The 22,576-nt window shown below is 74.2% G+C and carries 21 protein-coding genes; 14 read left to right on the top strand and 7 right to left on the bottom strand.

Annotation, left to right across the window (positions count from 1 at the left end; all coding sequences use genetic code 11):
* Window positions 1-58: 58 nt before the first annotated feature.
* From BKA22_RS00935 to BKA22_RS00910, 6 genes are all read left to right on the top strand, one after another.
* Window positions 59-661 (top strand): GNAT family N-acetyltransferase, encoded by a 603-nt coding sequence (locus tag BKA22_RS00935; protein ID WP_146952059.1) that lies wholly within the window; start codon window positions 59-61, stop codon window positions 659-661.
* A 91-nt stretch (window positions 662-752) separates the two neighbouring features.
* Window positions 753-1,541 (top strand): S1C family serine protease, encoded by a 789-nt coding sequence (locus BKA22_RS00930; protein ID WP_146952060.1) that lies wholly within the window; start codon window positions 753-755, stop codon window positions 1,539-1,541.
* A 29-nt stretch (window positions 1,542-1,570) separates the two neighbouring features.
* Window positions 1,571-2,545, top strand: a complete 975-nt coding sequence (locus BKA22_RS00925) for an AAA family ATPase (RefSeq protein ID WP_146952061.1) — start codon at window positions 1,571-1,573, stop codon at window positions 2,543-2,545.
* 4 nt (window positions 2,546-2,549) lie between these two features.
* Window positions 2,550-3,590, top strand: a complete 1,041-nt coding sequence (locus BKA22_RS00920; RefSeq protein ID WP_146952062.1) for a DUF58 domain-containing protein — start codon at window positions 2,550-2,552, stop codon at window positions 3,588-3,590.
* Window positions 3,587-4,537: a VWA domain-containing protein gene (locus tag BKA22_RS00915; RefSeq protein ID WP_146952063.1), complete on the top strand. Its 951-nt coding sequence runs from the start codon at window positions 3,587-3,589 to the stop codon at window positions 4,535-4,537. Before BKA22_RS00920 ends, BKA22_RS00915 begins: the two co-directional genes overlap by 4 nt.
* Window positions 4,537-5,601, top strand: a complete 1,065-nt coding sequence (locus tag BKA22_RS00910) for a VWA domain-containing protein (RefSeq protein WP_146952064.1) — start codon at window positions 4,537-4,539, stop codon at window positions 5,599-5,601. The genes BKA22_RS00915 and BKA22_RS00910 overlap by 1 nt, the downstream gene beginning before the upstream one ends.
* Here BKA22_RS00910 and BKA22_RS00905 read toward each other — a convergent pair.
* Entirely contained in the window at window positions 5,582-6,694 is a 1,113-nt protein-coding gene (locus BKA22_RS00905; protein ID WP_179561578.1) for a GGDEF domain-containing protein, read from the bottom strand. The two genes, BKA22_RS00910 and BKA22_RS00905, sit on opposite strands and share 20 nt — an antisense overlap.
* A 227-nt stretch (window positions 6,695-6,921) precedes the next feature.
* Entirely contained in the window at window positions 6,922-7,914 is a 993-nt protein-coding gene (locus BKA22_RS00900) for a helix-turn-helix transcriptional regulator (protein WP_146952066.1), read from the bottom strand.
* An 85-nt stretch (window positions 7,915-7,999) separates the two neighbouring features.
* Between BKA22_RS00900 and BKA22_RS00895 the strand changes: the two genes are divergently transcribed.
* The 5 genes from BKA22_RS00895 to BKA22_RS00875 all read left to right on the top strand — a co-directional run bounded on the left by BKA22_RS00895 (window position 8,000) and on the right by BKA22_RS00875 (window position 12,126).
* The gene (locus BKA22_RS00895; protein WP_146952067.1) at window positions 8,000-8,401 is read left to right on the top strand and encodes a VOC family protein; all 402 of its coding nucleotides are present in this window, start codon (window positions 8,000-8,002) and stop codon (window positions 8,399-8,401) included.
* A gap of 122 nt (window positions 8,402-8,523) precedes the next feature.
* Window positions 8,524-8,916 carry a YciI family protein gene (locus tag BKA22_RS00890; RefSeq protein ID WP_146952068.1) on the top strand — a complete coding sequence of 131 codons (393 nt, stop codon included), beginning with the start codon at window positions 8,524-8,526 and terminating at the stop codon, window positions 8,914-8,916.
* Window positions 8,913-10,217, top strand: a complete 1,305-nt coding sequence (locus tag BKA22_RS00885; protein ID WP_146952069.1) for an RNA polymerase sigma factor — start codon at window positions 8,913-8,915, stop codon at window positions 10,215-10,217. Before BKA22_RS00890 ends, BKA22_RS00885 begins: the two co-directional genes overlap by 4 nt.
* 20 nt (window positions 10,218-10,237) lie before the next feature.
* Window positions 10,238-10,696 carry a MarR family winged helix-turn-helix transcriptional regulator gene (locus BKA22_RS00880; protein ID WP_146952070.1) on the top strand — a complete coding sequence of 153 codons (459 nt, stop codon included), beginning with the start codon at window positions 10,238-10,240 and terminating at the stop codon, window positions 10,694-10,696.
* Window positions 10,697-10,803: 107 nt separating this feature from the next.
* Window positions 10,804-12,126: an MFS transporter gene (locus BKA22_RS00875; protein ID WP_146952071.1), complete on the top strand. Its 1,323-nt coding sequence runs from the start codon at window positions 10,804-10,806 to the stop codon at window positions 12,124-12,126.
* Window positions 12,127-12,153: 27 nt separating this feature from the next.
* Here the strand turns inward: BKA22_RS00875 and BKA22_RS00870 are convergent, their stop codons facing one another.
* Together BKA22_RS00870 and BKA22_RS00865 are read right to left on the bottom strand one after the other, a co-directional pair.
* Complete coding sequence (locus tag BKA22_RS00870) at window positions 12,154-12,810, bottom strand: 4a-hydroxytetrahydrobiopterin dehydratase (RefSeq protein ID WP_146952072.1); 657 nt, start codon at window positions 12,808-12,810, stop codon at window positions 12,154-12,156.
* 106 nt (window positions 12,811-12,916) lie between these two features.
* Window positions 12,917-13,948: a glycoside hydrolase family 43 protein gene (locus BKA22_RS00865; RefSeq protein WP_146952073.1), complete on the bottom strand. Its 1,032-nt coding sequence runs from the start codon at window positions 13,946-13,948 to the stop codon at window positions 12,917-12,919.
* A 282-nt stretch (window positions 13,949-14,230) separates the two neighbouring features.
* Between BKA22_RS00865 and BKA22_RS00860 the strand changes: the two genes are divergently transcribed.
* Together BKA22_RS00860 and BKA22_RS00855 are read left to right on the top strand one after the other, a co-directional pair.
* On the top strand, window positions 14,231-15,724 hold the full coding sequence (locus BKA22_RS00860) for a hypothetical protein (protein ID WP_146952074.1): 1,494 nt from the start codon (window positions 14,231-14,233) through the stop codon (window positions 15,722-15,724).
* A gap of 24 nt (window positions 15,725-15,748) precedes the next feature.
* Complete coding sequence (locus tag BKA22_RS00855) at window positions 15,749-16,513, top strand: VOC family protein (RefSeq protein ID WP_146952075.1); 765 nt, start codon at window positions 15,749-15,751, stop codon at window positions 16,511-16,513.
* A 42-nt stretch (window positions 16,514-16,555) separates the two neighbouring features.
* On the opposite strand, the gene poxB is transcribed toward BKA22_RS00855, so the two are convergent.
* The 3 genes from poxB to BKA22_RS00840 are packed head-to-tail and all read right to left on the bottom strand — an operon-like array spanning window position 16,556 to window position 20,775.
* Window positions 16,556-18,277, bottom strand: a complete 1,722-nt coding sequence (poxB, locus tag BKA22_RS00850; RefSeq protein ID WP_146952076.1) for a ubiquinone-dependent pyruvate dehydrogenase — start codon at window positions 18,275-18,277, stop codon at window positions 16,556-16,558.
* Between the two features lie 45 nt (window positions 18,278-18,322).
* Window positions 18,323-18,925: a TetR/AcrR family transcriptional regulator gene (locus BKA22_RS00845; RefSeq protein ID WP_223203465.1), complete on the bottom strand. Its 603-nt coding sequence runs from the start codon at window positions 18,923-18,925 to the stop codon at window positions 18,323-18,325.
* A gap of 38 nt (window positions 18,926-18,963) precedes the next feature.
* Complete coding sequence (locus BKA22_RS00840) at window positions 18,964-20,775, bottom strand: NAD-binding protein (RefSeq protein ID WP_146952077.1); 1,812 nt, start codon at window positions 20,773-20,775, stop codon at window positions 18,964-18,966.
* 177 nt (window positions 20,776-20,952) lie between these two features.
* Between BKA22_RS00840 and BKA22_RS00835 the strand changes: the two genes are divergently transcribed.
* Window positions 20,953-22,569 (top strand): methyl-accepting chemotaxis protein, encoded by a 1,617-nt coding sequence (locus tag BKA22_RS00835; RefSeq protein WP_146952078.1) that lies wholly within the window; start codon window positions 20,953-20,955, stop codon window positions 22,567-22,569.
* Window positions 22,570-22,576: the final 7 nt, after the last annotated feature.

The following is a 22,576-nucleotide window of genomic DNA, read 5'->3' as shown; positions in this document are numbered from 1 at the left end:
CCTGCGGACGGGCCCCCGCGGGAGTGCGTCGCCCGGCACGGCGTGCCTACCGTGGGCCATGGGGCAGGCACCGCGGACGGTGGACGGCTACCGAATCGAGCCGCTGAGCGCCGACACCTGGGAGGCGTTCGCCGGCCTGGCCGAACGGCACAACGGGGTCTGGGGCGGGTGCTGGTGCACCTACTTCCACCAGTACCCCGACCCGCCCGAACGACGGGAGCTGGGCAACCGCGAGTTCAAGCACCAGCTCGTCCTGGACGGGCGCACGCACGCGGCGCTCGTGCTCGACGGTGACCTCGCCCTCGCCTGGGCGCAGTTCGGGCCGGTGGCCGAGCTGGCGAACATCCACCACCGCAAGGAGTGGGAGCACGGGCTCGTCCGGATGCCTGACTACCGGATCACCTGCCTGTTCGTGGACCGCTCCTCCCGGCGTCACGGCATGGCCGCCGTGGCCGTGCGCGGGGCCCTCGCGCTGATCGCCGAGGCCGGGGGAGGGCTCGTCGAGTCCTACCCGCACGACCTGCCGCCCGAGAAGAAGACCTCGGCCTCCTTCCTCTACAACGCCACCCGGAGCATGTACGAGGGGCTCGGGTTCACGTACCAACGCCCCAAGGGCAAGGGCAACTGCGTCATGACGAAGCAGGTCGAGCCGCTGGGCTGAGTTCCGTCCCGCACGCGCCGTCGGGTGGGGTACAGGGGGCGCCTGGGCCGCTCATACGGTCGTCCCAGACTGCGTCCCTACCGTCCCGGACATGGCCACCCCCACCGACAGCCCCCGCCGTGCGCGCCTGCCCCGCGCAGGCGTCACGGCAGGCGTGCTGGCCGGGGTGGTCGCCCTCGTGCTGGTCGTCGCGCTGCTGACGTCACGGTGGGGCGGGAGCGGTGACGCGGCGGCTGCGGCGACTCCCACCCCGACGCCCACCGCGACCGCCGAGGCGAGCGTCGCCGACGTGTACGAGGCGGTCGCGGCGTCGGTCGTCGTGGTCCGCACGGCGGACGGGGCGCTCGGCTCGGGCGTCGTGGCGGCGGACGACGGGTCGATCCTCACCGCGGACCACGTCGTCGCCGACGGCAGCGCGATCACCGTGACGTTCGCCGACGGCACGCAGTCCGCGGCCACGGTCGCGGAGGCGGACACCGCCACGGACGTGGCGACGTTGACGCCGGAGACCTTCCCCGAGGTGCTGGTCCCGGCCACGGTCGGCGGCGGCGTCGAGATCGGCGCCGACGTCATCGCGATCGGCAACCCGCTCGGCCTGACGCTCAGCGTCTCGACAGGAGTGGTCTCCGGCCTGGACCGCACCAGCACCAGCAGCACCGACGGCGCCCAGCTGACCGGCCTCATCCAGTTCGACGCCTCGGTGAACCCGGGCAGCTCCGGCGGTCCGCTGCTCGACGCGGACGGCGTCGTCGTCGGCATCGTCGTCTCGATCGCCGACCCCGGCCAGGACGGCGCGTTCGCCGGCATCGGGTTCGCCGTGCCGATCGGGACCGCGCTCGGCTCCGGCGGCGAGGGCGACGGCCAGGGCCCGCAGATCTGATGACCCGCACCGCACACGACAGGAGCGTCATGACAACCCCCGAGAACCCGCTCGAGCAGGTGCTGTACGAGGTCAAGCGCGTGATCGTCGGGCAGGACGAGCTGCTCGAACGTATGGCCGTCGCCCTGCTCTCCGGCGGGCACCTGCTCGTCGAGGGCGTGCCGGGACTGGCCAAGACCCTCGCCGTGAAGTCGCTCGCCGGCGCGATCGGCGGGCAGTTCCAGCGCATCCAGTTCACGCCCGACCTCGTGCCAGCCGACCTGGTCGGCACCCGGGTGTACCACCAGCACTCGGGGGACTTCCAGACCTCCCTCGGACCGGTGTTCGCCAACCTGCTGCTCGCCGACGAGATCAACCGGGCGCCCGCCAAGGTGCAGAGCGCGCTGCTCGAGGTCATGCAGGAACGCCAGGTGACGATCGGCCGCGAGACGTTCCCCGTGCCGCGCCCGTTCCTCGTGATGGCCACGCAGAACCCCATCGAGTCCGAGGGTACGTACCCGCTGCCCGAGGCTCAGATCGACCGGTTCATGATGAAGGTCGTCGTCGGCTACCCGGACGGCCCGCAGGAGCACGCCGTGGTCGACCGCGCGCTGCGACCGGCCGTGCCCGTGCAGGCCGTGCTCACGCCCGAGCACCTGATCGCCATGCAGGCCCAGGTGCAGCAGGTCTACGTCGACCCCGCGATCGTCGACTACGCGGTCCGCCTGGTCACCGCGACCCGCTCGCCCGCACTGGCCGGCCTCGGCGACCTCGACCGGTACGTCACCTACGGGGCGAGCCCGCGTGCGTCGATCGCGCTCGTGCTGGCCGCCCGGGCGCTGGCCTTCCTGCGCGGACGCGAGTGGGTGCTGCCGCAGGACCTGTCCGAGCTCGCGCTCGACGTGCTGCGCCACCGCGTCGTCGTCTCCTACGAGGCGCTCGCCGACGGCCTCGACGCCGACACGATCGTCCGCCGGGTGCTGGCCGCGGTGCCGGCGCCGACCGTCGTCCTGCAGGACCGCTGAGCCGGTGACGACCACGCCCGGTTCCCCCGCAGCGCCCGCACGCGCGGCGCACGACGGACGAGACGCACGCCCCGGGCGCCGGGACGCGGCCACCGACCGGTTGCTGCGTCGGCTCGAGTGGCGCGTCGTGCGCCCGCTCGAAGGTCGGCTGCAGGGCGCGTACCGCACGACGCAGCGCGGGTCGGGCTTCGACCTGGCCGGGCTGCGCGCCTACGTCGAGGGGGACGACGCGCGGCACATCGACTGGAACGTGACCGCGCGGATGAACGAGCCGCACGTGCGCGAGTTCACCGAGGACCGTGAGCTGACGGTCTGGCTCGTGCTGGACCGCTCGACGTCGATGGCCGCCGGGGTGCCCGGCCGGGGCAAGGACGACGTGCTCGTCGAGCTCGCGCTCGTGCTCACCCGGCTGTTCGCCCGCGGCGGCAACCGCGTGGGGGCCGTCCTGTACGACACGGGGGCGGTGCGCGTCGTGCGCCCGGGCTCCGGTCGCACCCAGGCGCTGCTCATCGGCGAGGACCTGGCCCGCACGGCGCCGCACGGCCGCACGGGCGAACCTGCCGCCCGAGGGGCCCGGCGTCGTCGCGGGCGTTCCGCCGCGTCCGCGCCCGGCACCGACCCGGCGCCCGGCACGACGACCGACCTGGCCGCCATGCTCGCCTCCGTCGCGTCGGTCGCGCGGCGCCGCTCGCTCGTCCTGGTCGTCTCGGACCTCATCGGCACCGGCGAGTGGGAGCGTCCGCTGCTGCAGCTCGCGCACCGGCACGAGGTGGTGGCGCTGCGCATCGTCGACGCGGCCGACGACGACGTCCCGCAGGCCGGGCTCGTCGTCGTCGAGGACGCCGAGACGGGCGAGCAGCTGTTCGTGGACACCTCGGACCCGCTGTTCCGCGCCCGGCTGCGTGCCGGCGTCGACGCACGGGACGCCGCGATCCTCGCGGGGACGCGACGTGCGGGCGTGCCCGTGCACCGCATCACCACCGATCGGGACCTCGTCGGCCAGCTCGTCGACGTCGTCGCCCGCACCCAGGCGAGGCCGGCATGACGTTCGCCGCCCCGCTCGTGCTCGTCGTCGGGCTGCTGCTCGTCGCGGCGCTCGTCGTCGCCCTCGTGCTCCTCGGACGCCGACGGACCGCCGCGCTCGCCGCCGCGGGCGTCACCCGCGCCGGATCGGTGCGTCGGACGGGCGTCTGGCTGACCGTCGCCGGGCTCGCCCTGCTCGTCCTCGCCGCCGCGGGACCCACCGCGGCCGTGCCCGTGCCCCGGGCCGCCGGGACCGTGATCCTCGCGATCGACGTCTCGGCCAGCATGGGGGCCGACGACGCCGCACCCACTCGCCTCGCCGCCGCCCAGGCCGCCGCCCTGGCGTTCATCGAGGCCCAGCCGGCCAGCGTCGACATCGGGGTGGTCGCCTTCCAGCAGGGCGCGCTGACCACCGCACTGCCCAGCGCCGACCACGCCGCGGCGGCCGCCGCGGTCGAACGGCTGACCGTCCAGGGCGGCACGTCCCTCGGCGAGGCGATCCTGACCTCGCTGTCGGCCATCACCGGGCAGACGGTCACGGTCGCCGAGGACGGCACCACCCCCGAACTCGGCTACTGGGGCTCGGCCACGATCGTGCTGATCTCCGACGGGGAGTCCGAGAGCGGCACCGACGTCGAGACCGCCGCGACCGTCGCGCAGAGCGCGGGCGTGCACGTCGAGACCGTCGGCGTCGGCACTGCCGAAGGTGCGACCGTCGAGGTCGACGGCTACCAGATGCACACCGCGCTCGACGAGGACACGTTGCGCACCGTCGCGACCACCACGGGCGGGCAGTACCGCCTCGCGAGCGACGCGGACGACCTCGACGCCGTCGCCTCGGGCATCGACCTGCGGCTGGAGACCGCCGACGAGAAGGTCCCGCTCGCCGGGGCGGTCATCGCGCTCGCGGTGCTGCTGCTCGGCCTCGGCGCGGTGCTCACCGTGCTGCGCACCGGAAGGGTCGTCTGATGTCGCTCGCCTGGCCGTGGGCGCTCGCCGCGCTCGGAACCGTCCCCCTGGTGCTCGCCGTGGCGTGGCTGGTGCGCCGTCGTCGCCGCCGGGCCGCCGTGACCGTCACCTCGCTCGCGCTCGTGCGGGCTGCCGCCCCCGGACGCGGACGGTGGACGCGCCGCATCCCGGCCGCGCTGCTCGTCGCCGGGCTCGCGGTGCTCGGCGTGGGCGCCGCCAGGCCGCAGGTGTCCGTGCCGATCGCCTCGAACGCGACCACGATCCTGCTCGCGTTCGACGTGTCCAGCTCGATGTGCTCGACCGACGTCGACCCGAACCGTCTCGTCGTCGCGCAGGAGGCCGCCACCGCGTTCGTCGAGTCGCAGGCAGGCTCACGCATCGGTCTCGTCGCGTTCTCGGGCGTCGCGGGCGTGCTCGTACCGCCCACGACCGACACCGACGCGCTCGTCGACGCGATCGCCGGGCTCACCACGTCCCGCGGCACCGCGATCGGGCAAGCCATCCTCACGTCCATCGACGCGATCGCCGAGGTCGACCTGTCGGTCGCCCCCACGGGCGTCGAGGTCACCGACGAGGACACCGCGCAGCCCGCCGCCGCGATCGTCGTGCTCACCGACGGAGCGAACTCCCAGGGAGTCGAACCCGTGACCGCGGCCGAGCAGGCGACCGCGCGCGGCATCCCCGTCTACACGATCGGGTTCGGCACCACGACGCCCGCCGCAGCCGTGTGCGACGCCTCGCAGGTCGACGCCTCCAGCGGTGCGGCCGGCGCGAACGCCGGCGGGGGAGGAGGTGCGGGGCCCGGCAACCAGACGATCGACGAGGCCACGCTCACCGAGGTCGCCGACTCGACGGGCGGGGAGTACTACCGGGCGGAGAACGCCGACGAGCTGAGCTCGGTCCTGACCGAGCTGCCCAGCACCCTGAGCGTCGTGCACGAGGACCGCGACGTGGCCTCGTGGTTCGCGCTCGCGGGCGGGCTGCTCGTCGCGGCGGCCGTCGCGCTGTCCCTGTGGTGGGGGCGCGTGCGCGCACCCCGGACGGTCACGCCCCGCCGGCCCTGACCTGGTCGCGGCCGTCGGCCTTGGCCCGGTACATAAACCCGTCCACCCGACGCAGCACCGAGGCCGGGGTGTCATCGGGCCGCAGGTCGGTGACGCCGAAGCTGGCGGTGACCCGCACACCGAGGGTCGCCTCCAGCTCCTCGGGCAGGTTCTGCCGCAGCCGTTCGGCCAGCGCGAGCGCCCCCTCGTGGTGCGTGCCCGGCGCGACGATCACGAACTCCTCGCCGCCCAGGCGTGCGAGCAGGTCACGGTGGGCGAGGGTGCGGCCCGTGATCTGGGCGACCAGACGCAGCACCTGGTCGCCCAGCTCGTGCCCGTACGTGTCGTTGACGCGCTTGAAGTGGTCCAGGTCGAAGTACACGACGCCGACCGGGTGCGCCGGGCCGAGCAGCCCGGCCTGGTAGCCGAGCTCCTCCATGAGCCGACGCCGGTTCGCGATCCCCGTCAGCTCGTCGAGGTAGGCCATGTCGCGCATCCGCGAGGCGGTCGCGTCCGCCCGTTCGGCATCGGCCACCGCCGAGGCGACGTGCTCCTTGGCGCGCGAGAGCACGAGCAGCAGCACGAGGAACACACCCAGGTACACCCCGTACCTCACGGACTGCCAGACGTACTCCCCGCCACCCGGCCGCCGGGAGAACGCCGTCGCCATCGCCCCGGTCATCACGCCCGAGTAGAAGGCGCCGTGCAGGAGCGCCGTCCGGGTGCGCTGGAACAGGAAGCCGACGATCAGGCAGACCACCACGCCGAGCAGCGGGGTCGGGATCAGCGACGCCCACGCGGTCGCGACGTCCGGCTCCCGGCCGATGCGGCCCACCGCGACGACGACCCACCCGATCTCGAGGAGCACGAGGATCGTCAGCGCGGTCCGCAGCGCCCATGCCGGGCGGCGCAGGAGGATCCACCCGAAGACCAGCAGCACCGCGCCGAGCGGCGGGTAGCCCCAGCGCACCCACACGTCGTGGGGCCCGTCGCGGAACCAGGTGGCCGCGATGATCGGGGCGCCGACCACGATGCCGAACGCGACGACCCGGCGGGCGAGCCAGGCCAGGTCCTGGCCGCGCAGGAGCGAGACCCGCCCCGATCTGCTCGCCATGGGTCCTCGCCTTCCGCCGCGGGGCGTCGGTCGTTCGCCGTGCCGGTGCGCTCCCGCAGGTCGCACGGCCGCAGCGAGCCAGTCTCGCACCGGCCTGACCGCCCGCGACCGCCCGGCAAGGGTGAACGGGAGCCGTCGGTCAACTTCACCCGCACCGCGGCGCAGGTGCATCGCTCGTGTGCGGGCCGGGTTCGCCGCCCTGGCTCGCGAGGGTGGCCGGGCGGGCGTCAGCGGTCGGTCGTCGGGGTCCCGTACCGGTCGGCGAGGTTCGCGCCGATCGCCGCGAGCGCGGCGCGTACGTCCGGCGGTCCGAGCACCTCGACCGCGTCGTGCCACCCGGCGAGCCGGCGGGCCAGCATCGTGGCGGTGTCCGAGGTGACGGTGGCGCGGGTCCGCCCGTCCGGTTGCACCTCGCCCGGGCTGAGGTGCCGTCCGAGCACGTCGCCCAACGGCGCCAACGCCCACGGCTCGACCAGGACGTCCGCGCTGACGCGGGCACGCAGCTCCTCCACCTGGGCGCGGGCCGCGGCCCACTCGGCGACGAGGTCCAGGTCGACCGGCCGCTGCGCCGGCTCGTCGGTGACCTGCACGTCCTGCATGCGTGCCACGCGGAAGGTCCGTCGTCCGGTGGCTGTCCCGGCGACGAGGTACCAGGTGCCGGCCTTCTCGACGAGTCCCCAGGGGTCGACCGTGCGGCGCTGCGGGTCGGTGCGACCGCGCCCGTCGACGTACGCGAACGACACGCGACGGCGGGCCACGACGCCGTCCTCGAGCACAGCACGGGCATCGGCGTCCGCCCCGCCGGCAGCCCCGGCTCGCTCCGGCGGGGGAGCGGCACCCCACCGGGACGGGTCGACGACGAGCGCGGCGCCCGCGGCGCTGGCCTGCTCGCGGAAGCTCGCGGGGAGCGCCCGCACGAGCTTGCGCAGCGCGCCGCGGACCTGCGGGTCCGCCGAGGACGCCGGCCCGAGCAGGAGGAAGAGCGCGCGCACCTCGGGTCCGCTGAGCCCGCTCAGGTCCGTGCGGCCGCCGCCGAGCAGGGCCCAACCGCCGCCACGCCCTCGCTGCGCGTAGACCGGCAGACCGGCCGTGGACAACGACTCCAGGTCGCGACGCGCGGTCGCCACGGAGACCTCGAGCTCGGCCGCGACCTCGGGGGCCGTGACGTGCCCGCGCGCCTGCAGCAGCAGGAGGGTCGCCACGAGCCGGTCTGCGCGCATGCTCCGATCATCCCGCAGAAACTATGCAGGAGATGAGCACTTCTGCGGCGCAGGGTGGTCCCACCACCGACAGAAGGAGACCGACATGTTCCGCGGGATGGCCACCATCAACCTGTACGCCGACGACCTCGCCGCCGCGCGCGCCTGGTACACCGACCTGCTGCACCTCGAGCCGTACTTCGCGCGCGAGGGGTACGTGGAGTTCCGCGTCGGCGACGACCAGGACGAGCTCGGGATCGTCGACGCCCGCTTCCGCGGCCCCGGGGACACCCCCGGCACCGGCGGTCCGATCACCTACTGGCACGTCGACGACGTGGACGCCGCGCTGGCCGACCTGCTGCGCCGCGGGGCCACGGAGCACGACCACGTCCGCGAGCGCGGGGAGGGGTTCCGCACGGCCTCGGTCGTCGACCCGTTCGGGAACCTTGTCGGCGTCATGGAGAACCCGCACTGGAGTTCGCGGCACGGGTCGCCGGTCGCGGGGTGACGGGCCATCCTGGCCGCGGCGACCTCGTATCGATCAGCATGTCGAGAACGGCGGTCCGGCTCCGACGTCCTCGGTGCAGGGCGCGCACGGCGCCGTCGCGACGAGAGCACGGAGGACCACCCATGAAGTACGTCATCCTCATCCACGCCAACCCCGAGCCGTGGGGCCACCCGACGGGCGACTTCACCGCCGAGGGCCGGGCCATGGACCCCGCCGAGCGCGAGCGGCGCCGTGGCACGTTCGAGACCCTCATGGGCGAGATCTCCGCCTCCGGGGAGCTCGTCATGGCCGAGGCGCTCGCCGCACCGACCGCCTCGACGGTCTACCGGTGGGCCGCGGGCGGCTCGGTCGCCACGGACGGCCCGTACGCCGAGACGAAGGAGCAGCTGGCCGGCTTCTTCCAGGTCGACTGCGCCACGCGCGAGCGCGCCGAGGAGATCGCCGAGCGGTTCGCCCACCCGGGCGACGTCATCGAGCTGCGTCCGGCGATGTGGGGCGACGGCGACGACCGGTGACCTCGGCGTCGACGACCGGTGAGGACGTGTGGCGTGCCGCAGCGCCGCACGTCCTGACCGCGCTCGTGCACCGGTACGGGGACTTCGACCGGTGCGAGGACGCGGTGCAGGAGGCGCTGCTCGCCGCCGCGCGCCAGTGGCCCGTCGAGGGGCTCCCGCGCGATCCGCGCGCCTGGTTGGTGACCGTCGCCTCGCGGCGGCTCATCGACGGCTGGCGGGCGGACCGTGCCCGCGCCGCACGCGAGGAGCTCGCTGCCGCCCGCACGCCCACGGACGCGTGGCTGGCGCCCGCGGCCGACCAGGTCGTCGACGGCAGCGACGGCAGCGGCGGCAGCGGCGATGGTGACGACTCGCTCGCCCTGCTGCTGCTGTGCTGCCACCCGGCGCTGGCCGCGCCCTCGCAGGTCGCCCTGACGCTGCGGGCCGTCGCCGGGCTCACGACCGCGCAGATCGCGCGCGGGTTCCTGGTGCCCGAGGCGACGATGGCCCAGCGGATCAGCCGCGCCAAGGCCCGGCTGCGCGAGGTCGGTGCGCGGTTCGCCCCGCCGCCGGCCGACGAGCTGCCGGCGCGGGTCGCCGTGGTCGCGCAGGTGCTCTATCTGACGTTCACCGAGGCGCACACGGCCACCGCCGGCAGCGACCTGACCGATCCTGGGCTCGCGGCGGAGGCGCTGCGCCTGACCCGGCTGCTGCACGCGCTCGTGCCCGGCGACGACGAGGTCACGGGCCTGCTCGCGCTCCTGCTGCTCACCGACGCGCGCCGGCCGGCGCGGACCCGGCCCGACGGGTCGCTCGTCCCGCTGGCCGAGCAGGACCGTGCGCTGTGGGACGGCGCACGCATCGCCGAGGGGGTCGCCCTCGTCGAGGCCGTCCTGCCCGCCGGACCCGTCGGGCCGTACCAGCTGCAGGCGGCGATCGCGGCCGTGCACGACGAGGCGCCCAGCGCAGCGCAGACCGACTGGGCGCAGATCGACCTGCTCTACCGGATGCTCGAGGCCGTCGCGCCCGGACCCGTCGTGACGCTCAACCGCGCGGTCGCGGTCGCCGAGCTGCAGGGCCCGGTGGCGGCGCTGGCCATGGTCGAGCCGCTCCTGGCCGAGCCGGGGCTGCGGCGGCTGCACCGGGTGCACGCCGTGCACGGCCACCTGCTGCTCGCCGCCGGACGTCCGCAGCGGGCGCGGGAGGCGTTCGCGCTCGCGGCCTCGCTGGCCACGAGCATCCCCGAGCAGCGCTACCTCAACGGCCGGGTGGCGGACCTCGCGACGCCTGCCGCGAACACCATCGATCCATCATCTATATAAATCACTGATATGGTCGGGTCGTGCCTGACCCCACCGGGACCTCCCTCGACCAGCTCGCCGCGCGCCTCGTCGTGCACGGCAGCCGGTTCGCCCGCTACGCCTCGCGCGGACCGGGCGAGCGGCGCTCGGTCGTCGCCGTCCGCGTCCTGGCCAACCTCCAGCACGAGGGGCCCCTGCGCATCGGCGAGCTGACCGCCCGCGAACGCATCTCCCAGCCGGCCATGACCTCCGCGGTCAACCGGCTCGAGGAGGACGGTCTGGTCCTGCGGCGCGCCGACCTCGACGACGCGCGTGCGTGCGTCGTCGAGCTGACCGACGCCGGCCGGGCCGAGCTCGAGGACTTCCGCGGGCGCGCGGCCGAGCGGGCGCGCCCCGCGCTCGAACGGCTCAGCGCCGAGGACCTCGCGGTGCTCGACCGGGCGGCCGACCTGCTCGAGCAGCTCAGCGACCCGCGGTCGACAGGCACCACCACCGCCTGACCGGCGGTGCGACACATCCAGGGCGGCCCCGACGACGTGCGCCGAGCGCGTCGTCGACGTGCCCGCGCGCGGACGCCCGGGCCGTGCACGAGGCACGAAGGAGCGGCATGAGCACCCTCGCCGAGACCGACCCCGACACGGGGCACCAGACCCGGACGCCCACGGACGCACCCAGGGCCGGTGCGCCCGCGCCGTCGATCCTGCGGCAACCCGTCGCCGTGTGGGCGATCGCCTTCGCCTGCGCGGTGTCCTTCATGGGCATCGGGCTGGTCGACCCGATCCTGCCCGCGATCAGCTCCGAGCTCGACGCGACGCCCTCGCAGACCATGCTGCTGTTCACCAGCTACCTGCTCATCACCGCCGTCGCGATGTTCTTCACCGGTTTCGTCTCCAGCCGGCTGGGCGTGCGGCGCACCCTGCTGGTGGGCCTGAGCCTCGTCGTGGTGTTCGCCGCCCTGGCCGGTGCGTCCGGCACGGTCGAGCAGATCATCGCCTTCCGCGGCGGGTGGGGGCTTGGGAACGCCCTGTTCATCTCGACCGCGCTCGCCGCGATCGTCGGTGCTGCCAGCGGGGGCAGCGGGCAGGCGATCATCCTGTACGAGGCGGCGCTCGGCGTCGGCATGGCGGTCGGGCCGCTGCTCGGCGGGGTGCTCGGCGAGGTGTCCTGGCGCGGACCGTTCTTCGGGACCGCCACGCTCATGGCCGTCGGGTTCGTCGCCTTGCTCGTGCTGCTGCGGGCGCCCGCCGCACCCGCGCCGCGCATCGGCCTCGGCGCCGGGCTCGCCGCGCTGCGCAACCCTGCGCTGCGCACCCTCGCCCTGACCGCGCTGTTCTACAACTTCGCGTTCTTCACGCTGCTCGCCTACTCGCCCTACCCGATCGAGGCCGCCGCGGCCGCAGCCGGGAAGGACTTCGGGGCGCACGAGCTCGGACTGGTGTTCTTCGGCTGGGGACTGGCGCTGGCCGTGTCCTCGGTCTTCGTCGCGCCGCAGCTCACCCGCCGGGTCGGGCTGCGACCGGTGCTGTTCACGATGTTCGCGCTGCTCGCCGCCGGGTTCGTCGTGATGGCCGTCGGGGTCGGGTCGGCGTCGGTGCTGATCGGCACCGTCATCGCCTGCGGGCTGTTCCTCGGGGTGCTCAACACGGCGCTCACCGAGACGGTCATGGAGGCGACCGACCTGCCGCGCTCGGTGGCCTCCTCGACGTACTCCGGGGTGCGGTTCCTCGGCGGGGCGATCGCCCCGGCGGTCGCGGGCCGGATCGCCGACCGGCTCGGAGCAGGTGCCCCCTACTGGTGCGCGGTCGCCTCGCTCGGCGTCGCGATCGTGGTGCTCGCCCTCGGCGGACGCACGCTCGCGCACGTCGGCCACCGGCCGCACGCCGACGCGCAGGGCGAGGCGCAGGCCATCACGGTCGGCGACGAGGTCTGAGCGCCGGCCCGGACGGGACGGCCGCGCTCAGCCGCGCGTGTGGGTCGTGGCGATGTCGACCTCGTTGCCCTCCGGGTCGGACAGCGTCCACCACTCGGGGGCCCACTCCTCGGTGACCAGGCGTCCGCCCGCGGCGAGCGCGGCCGCGATGCGCGCCTGCGCCTGGTCGTGCGGGACGTACACGTCGATGTGGATGCGGTTGCGCTGCGGGCGCGGGGCGTCCATCTGCTGGAACCAGAACGGTGCACCGCGACCCCGGGGGTCGAGCAGGTCCGTGCCGCCGCGCACGTCGTAGCCGAGCACCGCGCGCCAGAACGGCAGCACCGCCGGGATGTCGAGCGCGTCGACGGCGACCTGCACGGTCTGCACGCCGCTGGGGTCGGCAGGGATCTCCAGCGTGCGGGCCACCGCGGAGATCTCCCGGGCGAGCGCGAGGTCACGCGTGCTGAGCCCGGGCCCGTCGGGGCCGACCGTGATGAGTCGCACGGTGACGCCGTCGTGCCGCAGGTCCAGGTCGGGATGGTGCGCGTCAAGGGCGGGCAGCGCACTGATCGCCTCCGCGAGCTGGGCGCCGACCGCGAGGGTGCCGGTGCGGAAGACCGTGCAGGCGCCCTCGCCGATGACCCGCCAGTCGTCGACGCCGTCGGCCTCGTGGAACTGCTTCGGGGTGATCCGGTCCGGCATGCGGGCCACGCTAGACCGGGCGTCGGGGACGGGCGAGGGGAGCGGGCCGACCGGGAGGTGGTCGGCCCGCTCCCCTCGAGGGCGGTGCGGTGGAGCGCCGCGACGGTCAGACGCTCACGGTCTCCTCGGCGCCCTCGACCGCGCGGCCGTCGGGCGTGAGCACGTCGATCGTCGTGGGCGTCGGGCGGCCGTCGGCGACGGGCGTCCCCCACACGGGGTGGCCGTCGACGAACGGCAGCACCTGGGCGCGCGCGTGCCGGTTCGGGTCCCACAGCGGGTCGCCGATCGTGTCCTCGTACGAGCGGGCGTGGTAGATGAGCACCGTCTCGCCGTCCTCGGTCTGCGTGAACGAGTTGTGGCCGGGGCCGTACACGTCGACCGAGGGGTCGGAGACGAACACCGGGTCGGGGTGCTTGGTCCAGGACGCGGCGTCGAGCAGGTCGGCGCCGACCGGCGCGGTGAGCAGGCCCATGGCGTAGTCGATGCCCGTCGCCGCGCCCGAGAACGTCACGTGCACGACGCCGTCGCGGACCAGGACGGCCGGGCCCTCGTTGACCCAGAAGCCCTTGATCTCCCAGTCGAACTCCGGCTTCGAGAGCAGCACGGCGGGGGAGCCGAGCGTCGTCGGGTCCTCCATGCGGGCGATGTAGATGTTCGAGTGCCCGCGGATCGCCAGGTCCTGCTGCGCCCAGACCAGGTACTGCACGTCGTCGAGCACGAAGCTCGTCGCGTCGAGCGCGAAGGACGCCCAGCCCGTGTCGAGCTGACCGCGCTCGACCCAGGTGCCCGTCAGCGGGTCCTCGTCGGCGCACTCCAGGACGAAGACGCGGTGCGCGAACGTCTCGTTGGCGCCGGGCGCGTCGACCGTGCCGTGGTCGTGCGGCGCGGCGGCGAAGTACAGGTACCAACGCCCGCCGACGCGGTGCAGCTCGGGCGCCCAGATGAGGTGCGAGAGGGGACCGGACTCGTGCTTCGTCCAGACGGTGTGCTCCGGGGCGTCCTGCAGGTCCTCCAGCCGCTCTGCCCCGCGCAGCACGATGCGGTCGTACCGCGGGTGCGAGGCGGTGAACAGGTAGCGGCCCTCGTGGCGCAGCACCCAGGGGTCGGCGCGCTGCAGGACGAGTGGGTTGACCAGCATGAGGAGGCCTCCGGCGGTGGACGTGAGGGGTGACGGCGCAGTCGCTCCCGGGTGACGGCGGCGTCGCCTGGTTGTACCGGAGCGTCACTGTACAACGTTGTAGAGAGATGTGCGACCCTCGTGGCACGAGGCGTACGGGCGACAGTGACCGCAGTCTGCTCAAGTTCTGACCCCCCGCGGTCGATGCCGCGGTGTCGACGAGCGGGGGCTGCTGTGACGCAAGGACCGGCGAGAGGGCGGCGCTCGCCCCGGGATGCGGCGATCGCCTGGCTGGTGCACCCGGTGACCTGTGCGGCCCTTGTGCTGCTGCTGGTCAACGACCGAGTACTCAAGGACCGGTGGGGCTCCTGGTGGACGGGGAAGGCCTCGGATCTCGCCTGGCTCGTGGTGGCGCCACCGCTGGTGGCGGTACTGACCGCAGGCGTGACGACAACGCTCCCGAGGCGACCTGACGGGCGCCCCTCGTTCCCATCGCGGCGACCGCAGCATCGAGACACGGCCGCGCTGGCTCTCACCGGACTCGGCTTCGTGCTCGTCAAGTCGACGGAGGCAGGTGCCGAGGCGGCGTCCGCCGTCCTGACCGCACTGGCGGGCCCGAGCTTCGTCCGGTGCGACCCGACCGATCTGCTGGCTCTGCCGGCGCTGCTCGTGGCCTGGGCGGTAGCACGATCCACGAGGGTCGGCGTCGGACGCCGGGGCGGGCTGACGAAGGACGTGCGGTGGCTCGTCGTCCTGCCCGTCGCTGTGCTGGCAACCGTCGGGACCAGTCAGGCGGGGCCGCCGAGCACGCGTGACGTGGTGGTCGTCGGGGGCGATGTCGCAGTCCTGGACGGCGGGTGGTCCACGTCTGTCGACGGGTCGCACTGGCAGGAGGTCCCGTTCGGGGAGGCGCCTGCGTTGCTCGGGGAAGCCGCCAGCGGGGATGCGGCTCCGGCCACGACCGCGTGCGTACCCGACCTGCCCCGCGTCTGCTTCCGCGCGGTCGAGGCGGGGCTCGGGGTCCTGCGCAGCGACGACGGTGGTCGCACCTGGAACCTCGAGTGGTCCGTCACCGGCGAGGAGCTCGCCGCGCTCGCGGAGCGGTACGACCAGGACGACCCGCACCTGCAGACCGTCGCGGTCGCCGTCCAGCCAACCGCGACGGGGTACCGGGTCTACGCGGCCGGTGACGAGGACGGCCTGGCGGTGCGGGACGAGACCGGGGCATGGGAGCGGATCGGGTTCACCTACTACGGCGGCACACCGGCAGTCCCGCTCCCGCAGGTGTCGATCCCGAGGGAGTATCCCGTGCCGCCCGGTGTCTTCGTGGGCCTGCTGGCGGTGCTGGGGGCGGCCGCCCTGAGCAGCACGGGCGCCACGGTCGTGCCGTGGTCGCGCCGCGAGCGGACCGGTCGTCTGAGCGCTCTCGTGGCCGCGCTCGCGCTGTCCCTGGCGGCCGGGCTGAACAGGATGTGGTCGGTCACCCAGGGGCAGACGATCGAGGTCGACCTGATCCTGGTGGGGTCGCTCGTCCCGTACCTGGTGGTCGGCGGGCTCGCCTTCGCGGCGGCGACCCTGGCGATCGCCTCGGCCGGGCTCCTGCGCGGGGGGGAGGCGGCCGCGTTCGCCGCAGCCACCGGGCTGGGCGTGGCACTCGTCGTCGGGACCGTCACCCCGGCGGCGCTCCTCGCGCTCCTGGCGTTCGTGGTCTTCGCCGTCGGCGCCCTCGTCACCCGGTGGGCGGCCCGCAGGCACGCAGGTGGCGAGGCAGAGCCGCCGGTCGACCACTGGCGCTGACCGTGTGCCCGTACGCTGCGCGCCATGGCCGTCGTCTGGACCACCGCGTTCCTCGACCTCCCGCCTGCGCGGCACGCCGCCGGCGTCGCGTTCTGGTGCGCCGTCACCGCGACGACGCCGTCGGCCACGCGGGGGGACGAGGGGCAGTTCGCGACCCTCGTGCCTGCCGAGGGCGACGCCTACCTGCGCGTGCAGCGACTCGGTGACGTCCCGCGCGTGCACCTCGACCTGCACGTGGAGGACCTCGACGCGCACACCGCGCTCGCCGAGCGGCTCGGTGCGACGCTCGTGCTGCGGGCCGGGCACGTCGTGCTGGTCTCGCCAGGGGGCTTCGTCTTCTGCCTGGTGCGCGACCGGGGCGAGCGGACCCGACCGGCGCCTGTGACCGGTGCGCTCGGGGCCGTGGCGATCGTCGACCAGGTGTGCCTCGACGTGCCGCCGGACGCGTTCGAGGTCGAGGGTGCGTTCTGGTCGGCGCTGACCGGGTGGGCGCTGCACGCCGGGTCGCGACCGGAGTTCGCCGCGCTCGAGCGCCCCGCCGGCATCCCGCTGCGATTCCTGCTGCAGCGGCTCGACGACCCGGGGCCGCGCCGCTCGGTGACGGCCCACCTCGACCTGGCCTGCGGCGGTGGGCAGGCCGAGGTCGCGGCCGAGCACACCGCGCTGGGTGCACGCGTGGTCGGTGCGGGGCAGTGGTGGACCGTGATGCGCGACCCGGCGGGTGCGTCGTACTGCCTGACACCGCGCGACCCCACCACCGGCACGGTCACGCCCGCCCCCGCGTCCTGACGGACCGACCGGTCACCCGGCCGACCGTCAGGACGGGGTCGCTCAGAGCACCTGCCGCAGGTTCGCCCGCGTGAGGTCGAGCAGCTCGTCGCCCCGACCCGACAGCAGCGTGCGCAGGGCGTAGAGCGCGAAGCCCTTGGCTTGGTCGAGCTTGATCGACGGCGGGATCGTCAGCTCCTGCCGCTCGGTCACCACGTCCAGCAGCGCCGGGCCGTCGTACGCGAACGCCTCGGCCAGTGCACCGGGGAGGTCCTCGGACCGCTCGACGCGGAACGCCTTCAGCCCCGCCGCCTCGGCGATCGCCGCCAGGTTCGGGTTGTGCAGGTCGGTCGCGGTCGTGACGAACCCGGCGGCCTTCATCTCCAGCTCGACGAAGTTCAACGAGGAGTTGTTGAACACGACGACCTTGACCGGCAGCTTGTTCTGGGTGAGCGTCAGCAGCTCGCCGAGCAGCATCTCGATGCCGCCGTCACCGGAGAGCGCCACGACCTGGCGCCCCGGGTACGCCGAGGCGACTCCGACGGCCTGCGGCAGTGCGTTGGCCATCGACCCGTGGATGAACGAGCCGATGAGCTTGCGGCGTCCGTTCATCCGCAGGTAGCGGGCGGCCCAGATGACCGGCGAGCCGACGTCGGGGATGAACACCGCGTCGTCCGAGGCGACCTCGTCGACGAGCTTGGCGACGTACTGCGGGTGCAGCGGCTGGGACCCCTTGCGCGGGGTTGCCAGGTCGTCGAGCTTGGTGCGCGTCTTGGCGTAGTGGGCCAGCGAGTCGTCCAGGTGCGAACGGTCGGTGCGGGGTGCGAGCCGGGGGAGCAGGGCCTGGACGGTGTCCTTCACGTCGCCGACCAGCCCGAGCTCGAGCGGGACCCTGCGGCCCAGGTGCTCGCCGCGCAGGTCGACCTGGATCACGGTGGCGCCCTCGGGCAGGAACGGGCGGTACGGGAAGTCGGTGCCGAGCATGAGCAGCGTGTCGCACGCCTCCAGCGCCCGGTAGCCGGAGGCGAACCCCAGCAGGCCGGTCATGCCGACGTCGAACGGGTTGTCGTGCTCGATGAACTGCTTGCTGCGCAGCGTGTGCACCACGGGGGCGCCGAGCCGGTCGGCCAGGGCGACGACTTCGTCGTGCGCGTCGGCGGCACCGGCCCCGGCCAGGATCGTCACCTTCTTCGCCGCGCCGAGCAGCTGTGCGGCGCGTGCCAGCTCGTCGTCCGAGGGCACCACGTGCGGGGTGCCGGCGCGTACCGCGGTGACGGTGGTGTGCACGGCCTCGGCGAGGGCGACGTCACCGGGGATGACGACGACCGCGACGCCCTTGCGCTCGACAGCGGCCTGCATGGCGGTGCGCAGGATGCGGGGCATCTGGTCGGCGGACGCAGCGTACTCGACGTACACCGAGCACTCGCGGAACAGGTCCTGCGGGTGCGTCTCCTGGAAGTAGCTGCTGCCGATCTCCGAGGTGGGGATGTGCGCCGCGATGGCCAGCACGGGCACACGGGAGCGCTGCGCGTCGTACAGGCCGTTGATCAGGTGCAGGTTGCCGGGCCCGCAGCTGCCGACGCACACGGCGATCTCGCCGGTGAGCGCGGCCTCGGCTCCGGCCGCGAACGCGGCGGCCTCCTCGTGCCGGACGTGCACCCAGTCGATGCCCGAGCCGCGCAGCGCGTCGGTGAAGCCGTTGAGCGAGTCGCCGGGGATGCCGTAGACGCGCTGCACGCCGCTGGCGGCGAGGGTGTCGACCATGTTCTTGGCGACGGTGACCATCGGGGTCTTCTCTCTGGTGCGGGGTGGGTGGGGTGGTGCGGGCGGTCAGGGTGCGGCGATGCCCGACCAGACGAGGTCGCAGATGCGTTCAGCGAGGTCGTCCTCGAGGGGCGCGTGCCCCCACACGAGCCGGTGGTAGACGGGCGCGAAGAGTGCGTCGGTGACGATCTCGACGTCGGTGCCGGCCCGCAGGCTGCCGTCGGCGATGCCGCGGTGCAGGTGGTGCACGGCGTGCTCCCGTCGCGGGCGCAGCCAGGTGTCGAGCATCGCCTCGCCGACCGTGCGGTCCGAGCTCGAGGCGGCCATGAGGCCGCGCAGCAGGGTGCCGGCGGCGGTGTCCCGCAGCAGGTGGACGAGCGCGTCGACCTGGCCGGTCAGCGCCTCGCGGACCGGGAGCGCGTCGTCGAGCTCGATGCTCTCGTGGAAGTGCTCCAGCAGACCTTCGAGCAGCACCGCGGAGGGGGAGGGCCACCACTTGTAGAGCGTGGTCCGTGACACGCCGGCGCGGGTGGCGATGGCGTCCATCGTCGGTGCCGCGGCGTCCTCGAGCGCGAGCTCGGCGGCGGCGTGCAGGACGGCGAGGCGCCGCTCCTGGGACCGCGGGCGACCGGGCCTGACGGCCTGCGCTTTACTGGACACGGTGTTCACTATATGACCGTGCGTGCCGGCCGGCGTCGTGGCGCTCGTCACTCCCGGTGCGGCAGCGCGTCCTGACGCAGCAGCGCGAGCAGCTCCTCGTGCGGTCCGACCACGAACGCCTCGTCGCCGGCCTCGAGCGTCGTCCACCGCCGTACGGCCCGGTGCGCCGACCGTTCGTCCGCGTGCCGCACCGACAGCACCCGGCTGCGGCCGGTGAGCGCATCCAGGCGCGCCCCGTCCAGGCCCCCGCCCGGCGTCACGTGCACCCGGGCGTGCAGCAGCGGCACGTCGCCGGCGAGGAACGTGCCCAGCACCTCCAGGCCCAGGGCGGCGCCGACGAACCAGGGGGCCGCCAGCTCGTCGGTCGAGCGCACGTGCGTGAACCCGAACGCCTGCCGGACCGTCGCCGCCAGCCGACGGTCGAACAGGCGCATGGCCACGGTCACCCCGGTGCGCTCGCCCAGCCAGTCGCGCACCGCGAGCGCGACCTCGAGGTTCGTCAGGTCGTCGGAGGTCAGCACGGCCACCGCGCGCGCCCGGTCGAGGTTGACCAGCTCGAGCGTGCCCGCCAGCGTCGCGTCACCGAGCACGACCTTCGCGCCCAGCGCGCGGGCCTGCGCGAGGTACCGGTTGCTCTCCTCGCTCTCCACGACGACGACCGGCGTGCCGGCCGCCACCACCGACTCCACGACCCGCACGCCCACCGATCCCAGCCCCACGACGACGACGTGCCCGCGCAGCCCCGTCACCTGCCCGTGGCCGAACGACTCCTGCAGCCGCTGCGAGACGAGCAGGTTCGTCAGCAGCGCGTACGTCAGCGCGGCCAGCACCGCACCGGCGAGCATGAGCAGCACCGCGTAGGCGCGCAACCAGTCCGGCTGCTCCCGGAAGCTGAAGTCGCCGTAGCCGATGGTGCCGATCGTCTCGGCGGTGAAGTACAGGGCGTCGAGCGGGGTCATCCGGGTGCCGTCGGGCTCCTGGTACCCGGCCATCAGCACGAGGACCGAGGCCACGCCGAGGATCACGAGCGCCGCCAACGCCCGGCGCAGGCGCGCGTCGGTGGCGCGCACGACCGCCTGGCTCCAGTGCCGCACCCGGCCGCCGGGCAGCCGTCGGGTCCGGGTGCGCGGATCGCGGGCCGGCGGATCGGACGGGCGGGACGGGGTCGGACGGATCGGCGCGCCGCCCGAGGGTCGCGTGCGCACCGCGTCCCACGCGGACGCCGGGCCGAGGAGGCTGACCGCGTCCCCGGTGCGCACCGGCAGGTCCCGGCCGGGGCAGACGGCAGGGTCGTCGGGCTCGCCCGGCCGCTGCACCGACAGCGGGACCAGCTCCTCGCCGAACAGGTCGCGCAGCAGCCCGTCCCGGGCGGCCTCGACCGTCCGCACCTGCACGACCTCGTCGGCCACGCGCAGCCCGTGCCCCTGCTCGCCCAGGCACGCCTCCACGATGGCCGGCGAGGCGATCGTCGCGACGTCCAGCACGAGCACCCCGGCGTCAGCGCGCACGGCCCGGGCGACCGCAGGGTTGCGGATCTGCGCGACCACGGTCAGCTCGGGGCGCAGTCGTCGCGCGAGCAGCGCGGTCTCCAGGGCGCCCAGGTCGGTCGCCGACAGGCACACGACCGCGCGGGAGTCGCGCAGCCCGGCCGCGCTGAGCGCCGCCGCGGCGCCGTCGTGGTGCGGGACGACGACGGCACCCAGGGCGGTCGCGGCCTGCACGGCACCCGGCCGGGCCCCGTCGTCGACGGCGACGACCTCCAGGCCGAGCGCCACGAGGTGCTCGATCACCCGCAGACCGAGGCCTTCGAGCCCGTGCACGATCACGTGCCCACCCGGACCCGCCGGCAGGTGCTCCATGGCCGCATGATCCCGCACCTGCGGAGCCGTCGCGCGGGGCGCGCAGGCCGCCCGATCCGCGGTTTCACCCGGATCTGCGCCTCGCCCCGCCCGCCGTTCGGCCGATCGGGGGATACGGAGGCAGTCCCACCCGCTGCCGCAGCCGCCAGACCGCTGGCCCAACGAAGCGAGCCCCCGATGTCGACATCGCCCGCCGCACGTCCCCGCCGGTCGTTCTCCGACCTGAGCGTCACCGTCAAGTTCTCCGCCGCGCTCCTGGTCGCCGCGCTCGTCAGCGTGATCATCGCGGCGCTCGGCATCCGAGCGCTGGCCGGCGCGGACCAGGACTTCGACTCGCTCAAGACGGAGAACCTGGGCGGGCTCGTGCTGTCCGCGCACTTCAAGGAGTCGATGCTGCAGATGCGGCTGGACGCCACCTCGCAGGCGTTGGCCCTGGACCCCGATGCGATGGACGCCTACGAGCAGGCCGTGCGGGACGACGAGACCGCCGCCCGTGAGGCGCTCGCCGCCTACGTCGACCTCGGCCAGAGCGGGAGCACGCAGGAGGCCGCCGACACGATCACCGCGGAGCTCGACGCGTACTCCGCCATCGTCTACGACCAGCTGTTCCCGCTCGGCCGGGAGAACCGCTACGCCGAGTGGATGACCCTGCGCAACGACGAGCTGGTCCCGCACGTCAAGGCGATCATGGACGCGCTGAGCGTGATCGACGAGGTCGAGACGACCGAGGCCGAGGAGGCCACGGCCGCCGCCAATGCCGAGTACCAGCGCAACCGCCTGATCTCGATCGTGCTGACGGTCGGCGGTCTGGCCCTGGCGCTGACCCTGGGCCTGTGGGTGTCGCGTTCGATCGTGCGCGGGCTGCGCCGCGTGCAGGACGTGGCCACGGCGCTGGCCGACGGCGACCTCACGGTCACCGCGGACGTGCGCACGGGCGACGAGGTCGGCGCGATGGCCGGCTCGCTGGACGCCGCCGTCGTGAACCTGCGCTCGCTGATCGCCACCGTGGAGGAGTCGTCCTCCTCGCTGGCCGGCGCCGCGGAGGAGCTGTCGGCGACGACGACGCAGATCGCCTCGGGTGCCCAGGAGACGTCGGCGCAGGCCGAGGTCGTCTCGGGCGCCGCTGGCGAGGTGTCCGGCAACGTCGCCTCGGTCGCCTCGGGGGTCGAGCAGATGGGTGCCTCGATCCGCGAGATCGCGCAGAACGCCTCCCAGGCGGCGCAGGTCGCGACCCAGGCCGTGACCGCGGCCCAGGGGTCCAGCGCGACGATCGCGCGGCTCGGGGAGTCCTCGCGGGAGATCGGCAACGTCGTGAAGGTCATCACGAGCATCGCGGAGCAGACCAACCTGCTGGCCTTGAACGCGACGATCGAGGCTGCGCGTGCCGGTGAGGCGGGCAAGGGCTTCGCGGTCGTCGCGGGTGAGGTCAAGGAGCTCGCGCAGGAGACGGCGCGTGCGACCGAGGACATCGCCCGGCGCGTGGAGGTCATCCAGGCCGACACCGAGCAGGCCGTCTCCGCGATCGGGGGGATCGCCGCCATCGTCGACTCGATCAGCGGCTTCCAGGACACGATCGCCGCGGCCGTCGAGGAGCAGACCGCGACGACCGCGGAGATCAGCCGGTCGGTCGCCGAGGCGGCAGGCGGCTCGGAGCAGATCGCGCAGAACATCTCGGGCGTCGCGGCCGCGGCGCACCTGACGACGACCAGCGTGGATGAGTCCCGGGCCGGTGTCGCCGACCTGGCCCGCATGTCCGGTGACCTGTCCACGCTCGTGGCGCGGTTCCGGGTCTGAGCCGGGC

The sequence above is a fragment of the Cellulomonas soli genome (genome assembly GCF_013409305.1).
Lineage (GTDB): Bacteria > Actinomycetota > Actinomycetes > Actinomycetales > Cellulomonadaceae > Cellulomonas > Cellulomonas soli.
This window is presented reverse-complemented; position numbering and strand designations above follow the sequence as displayed.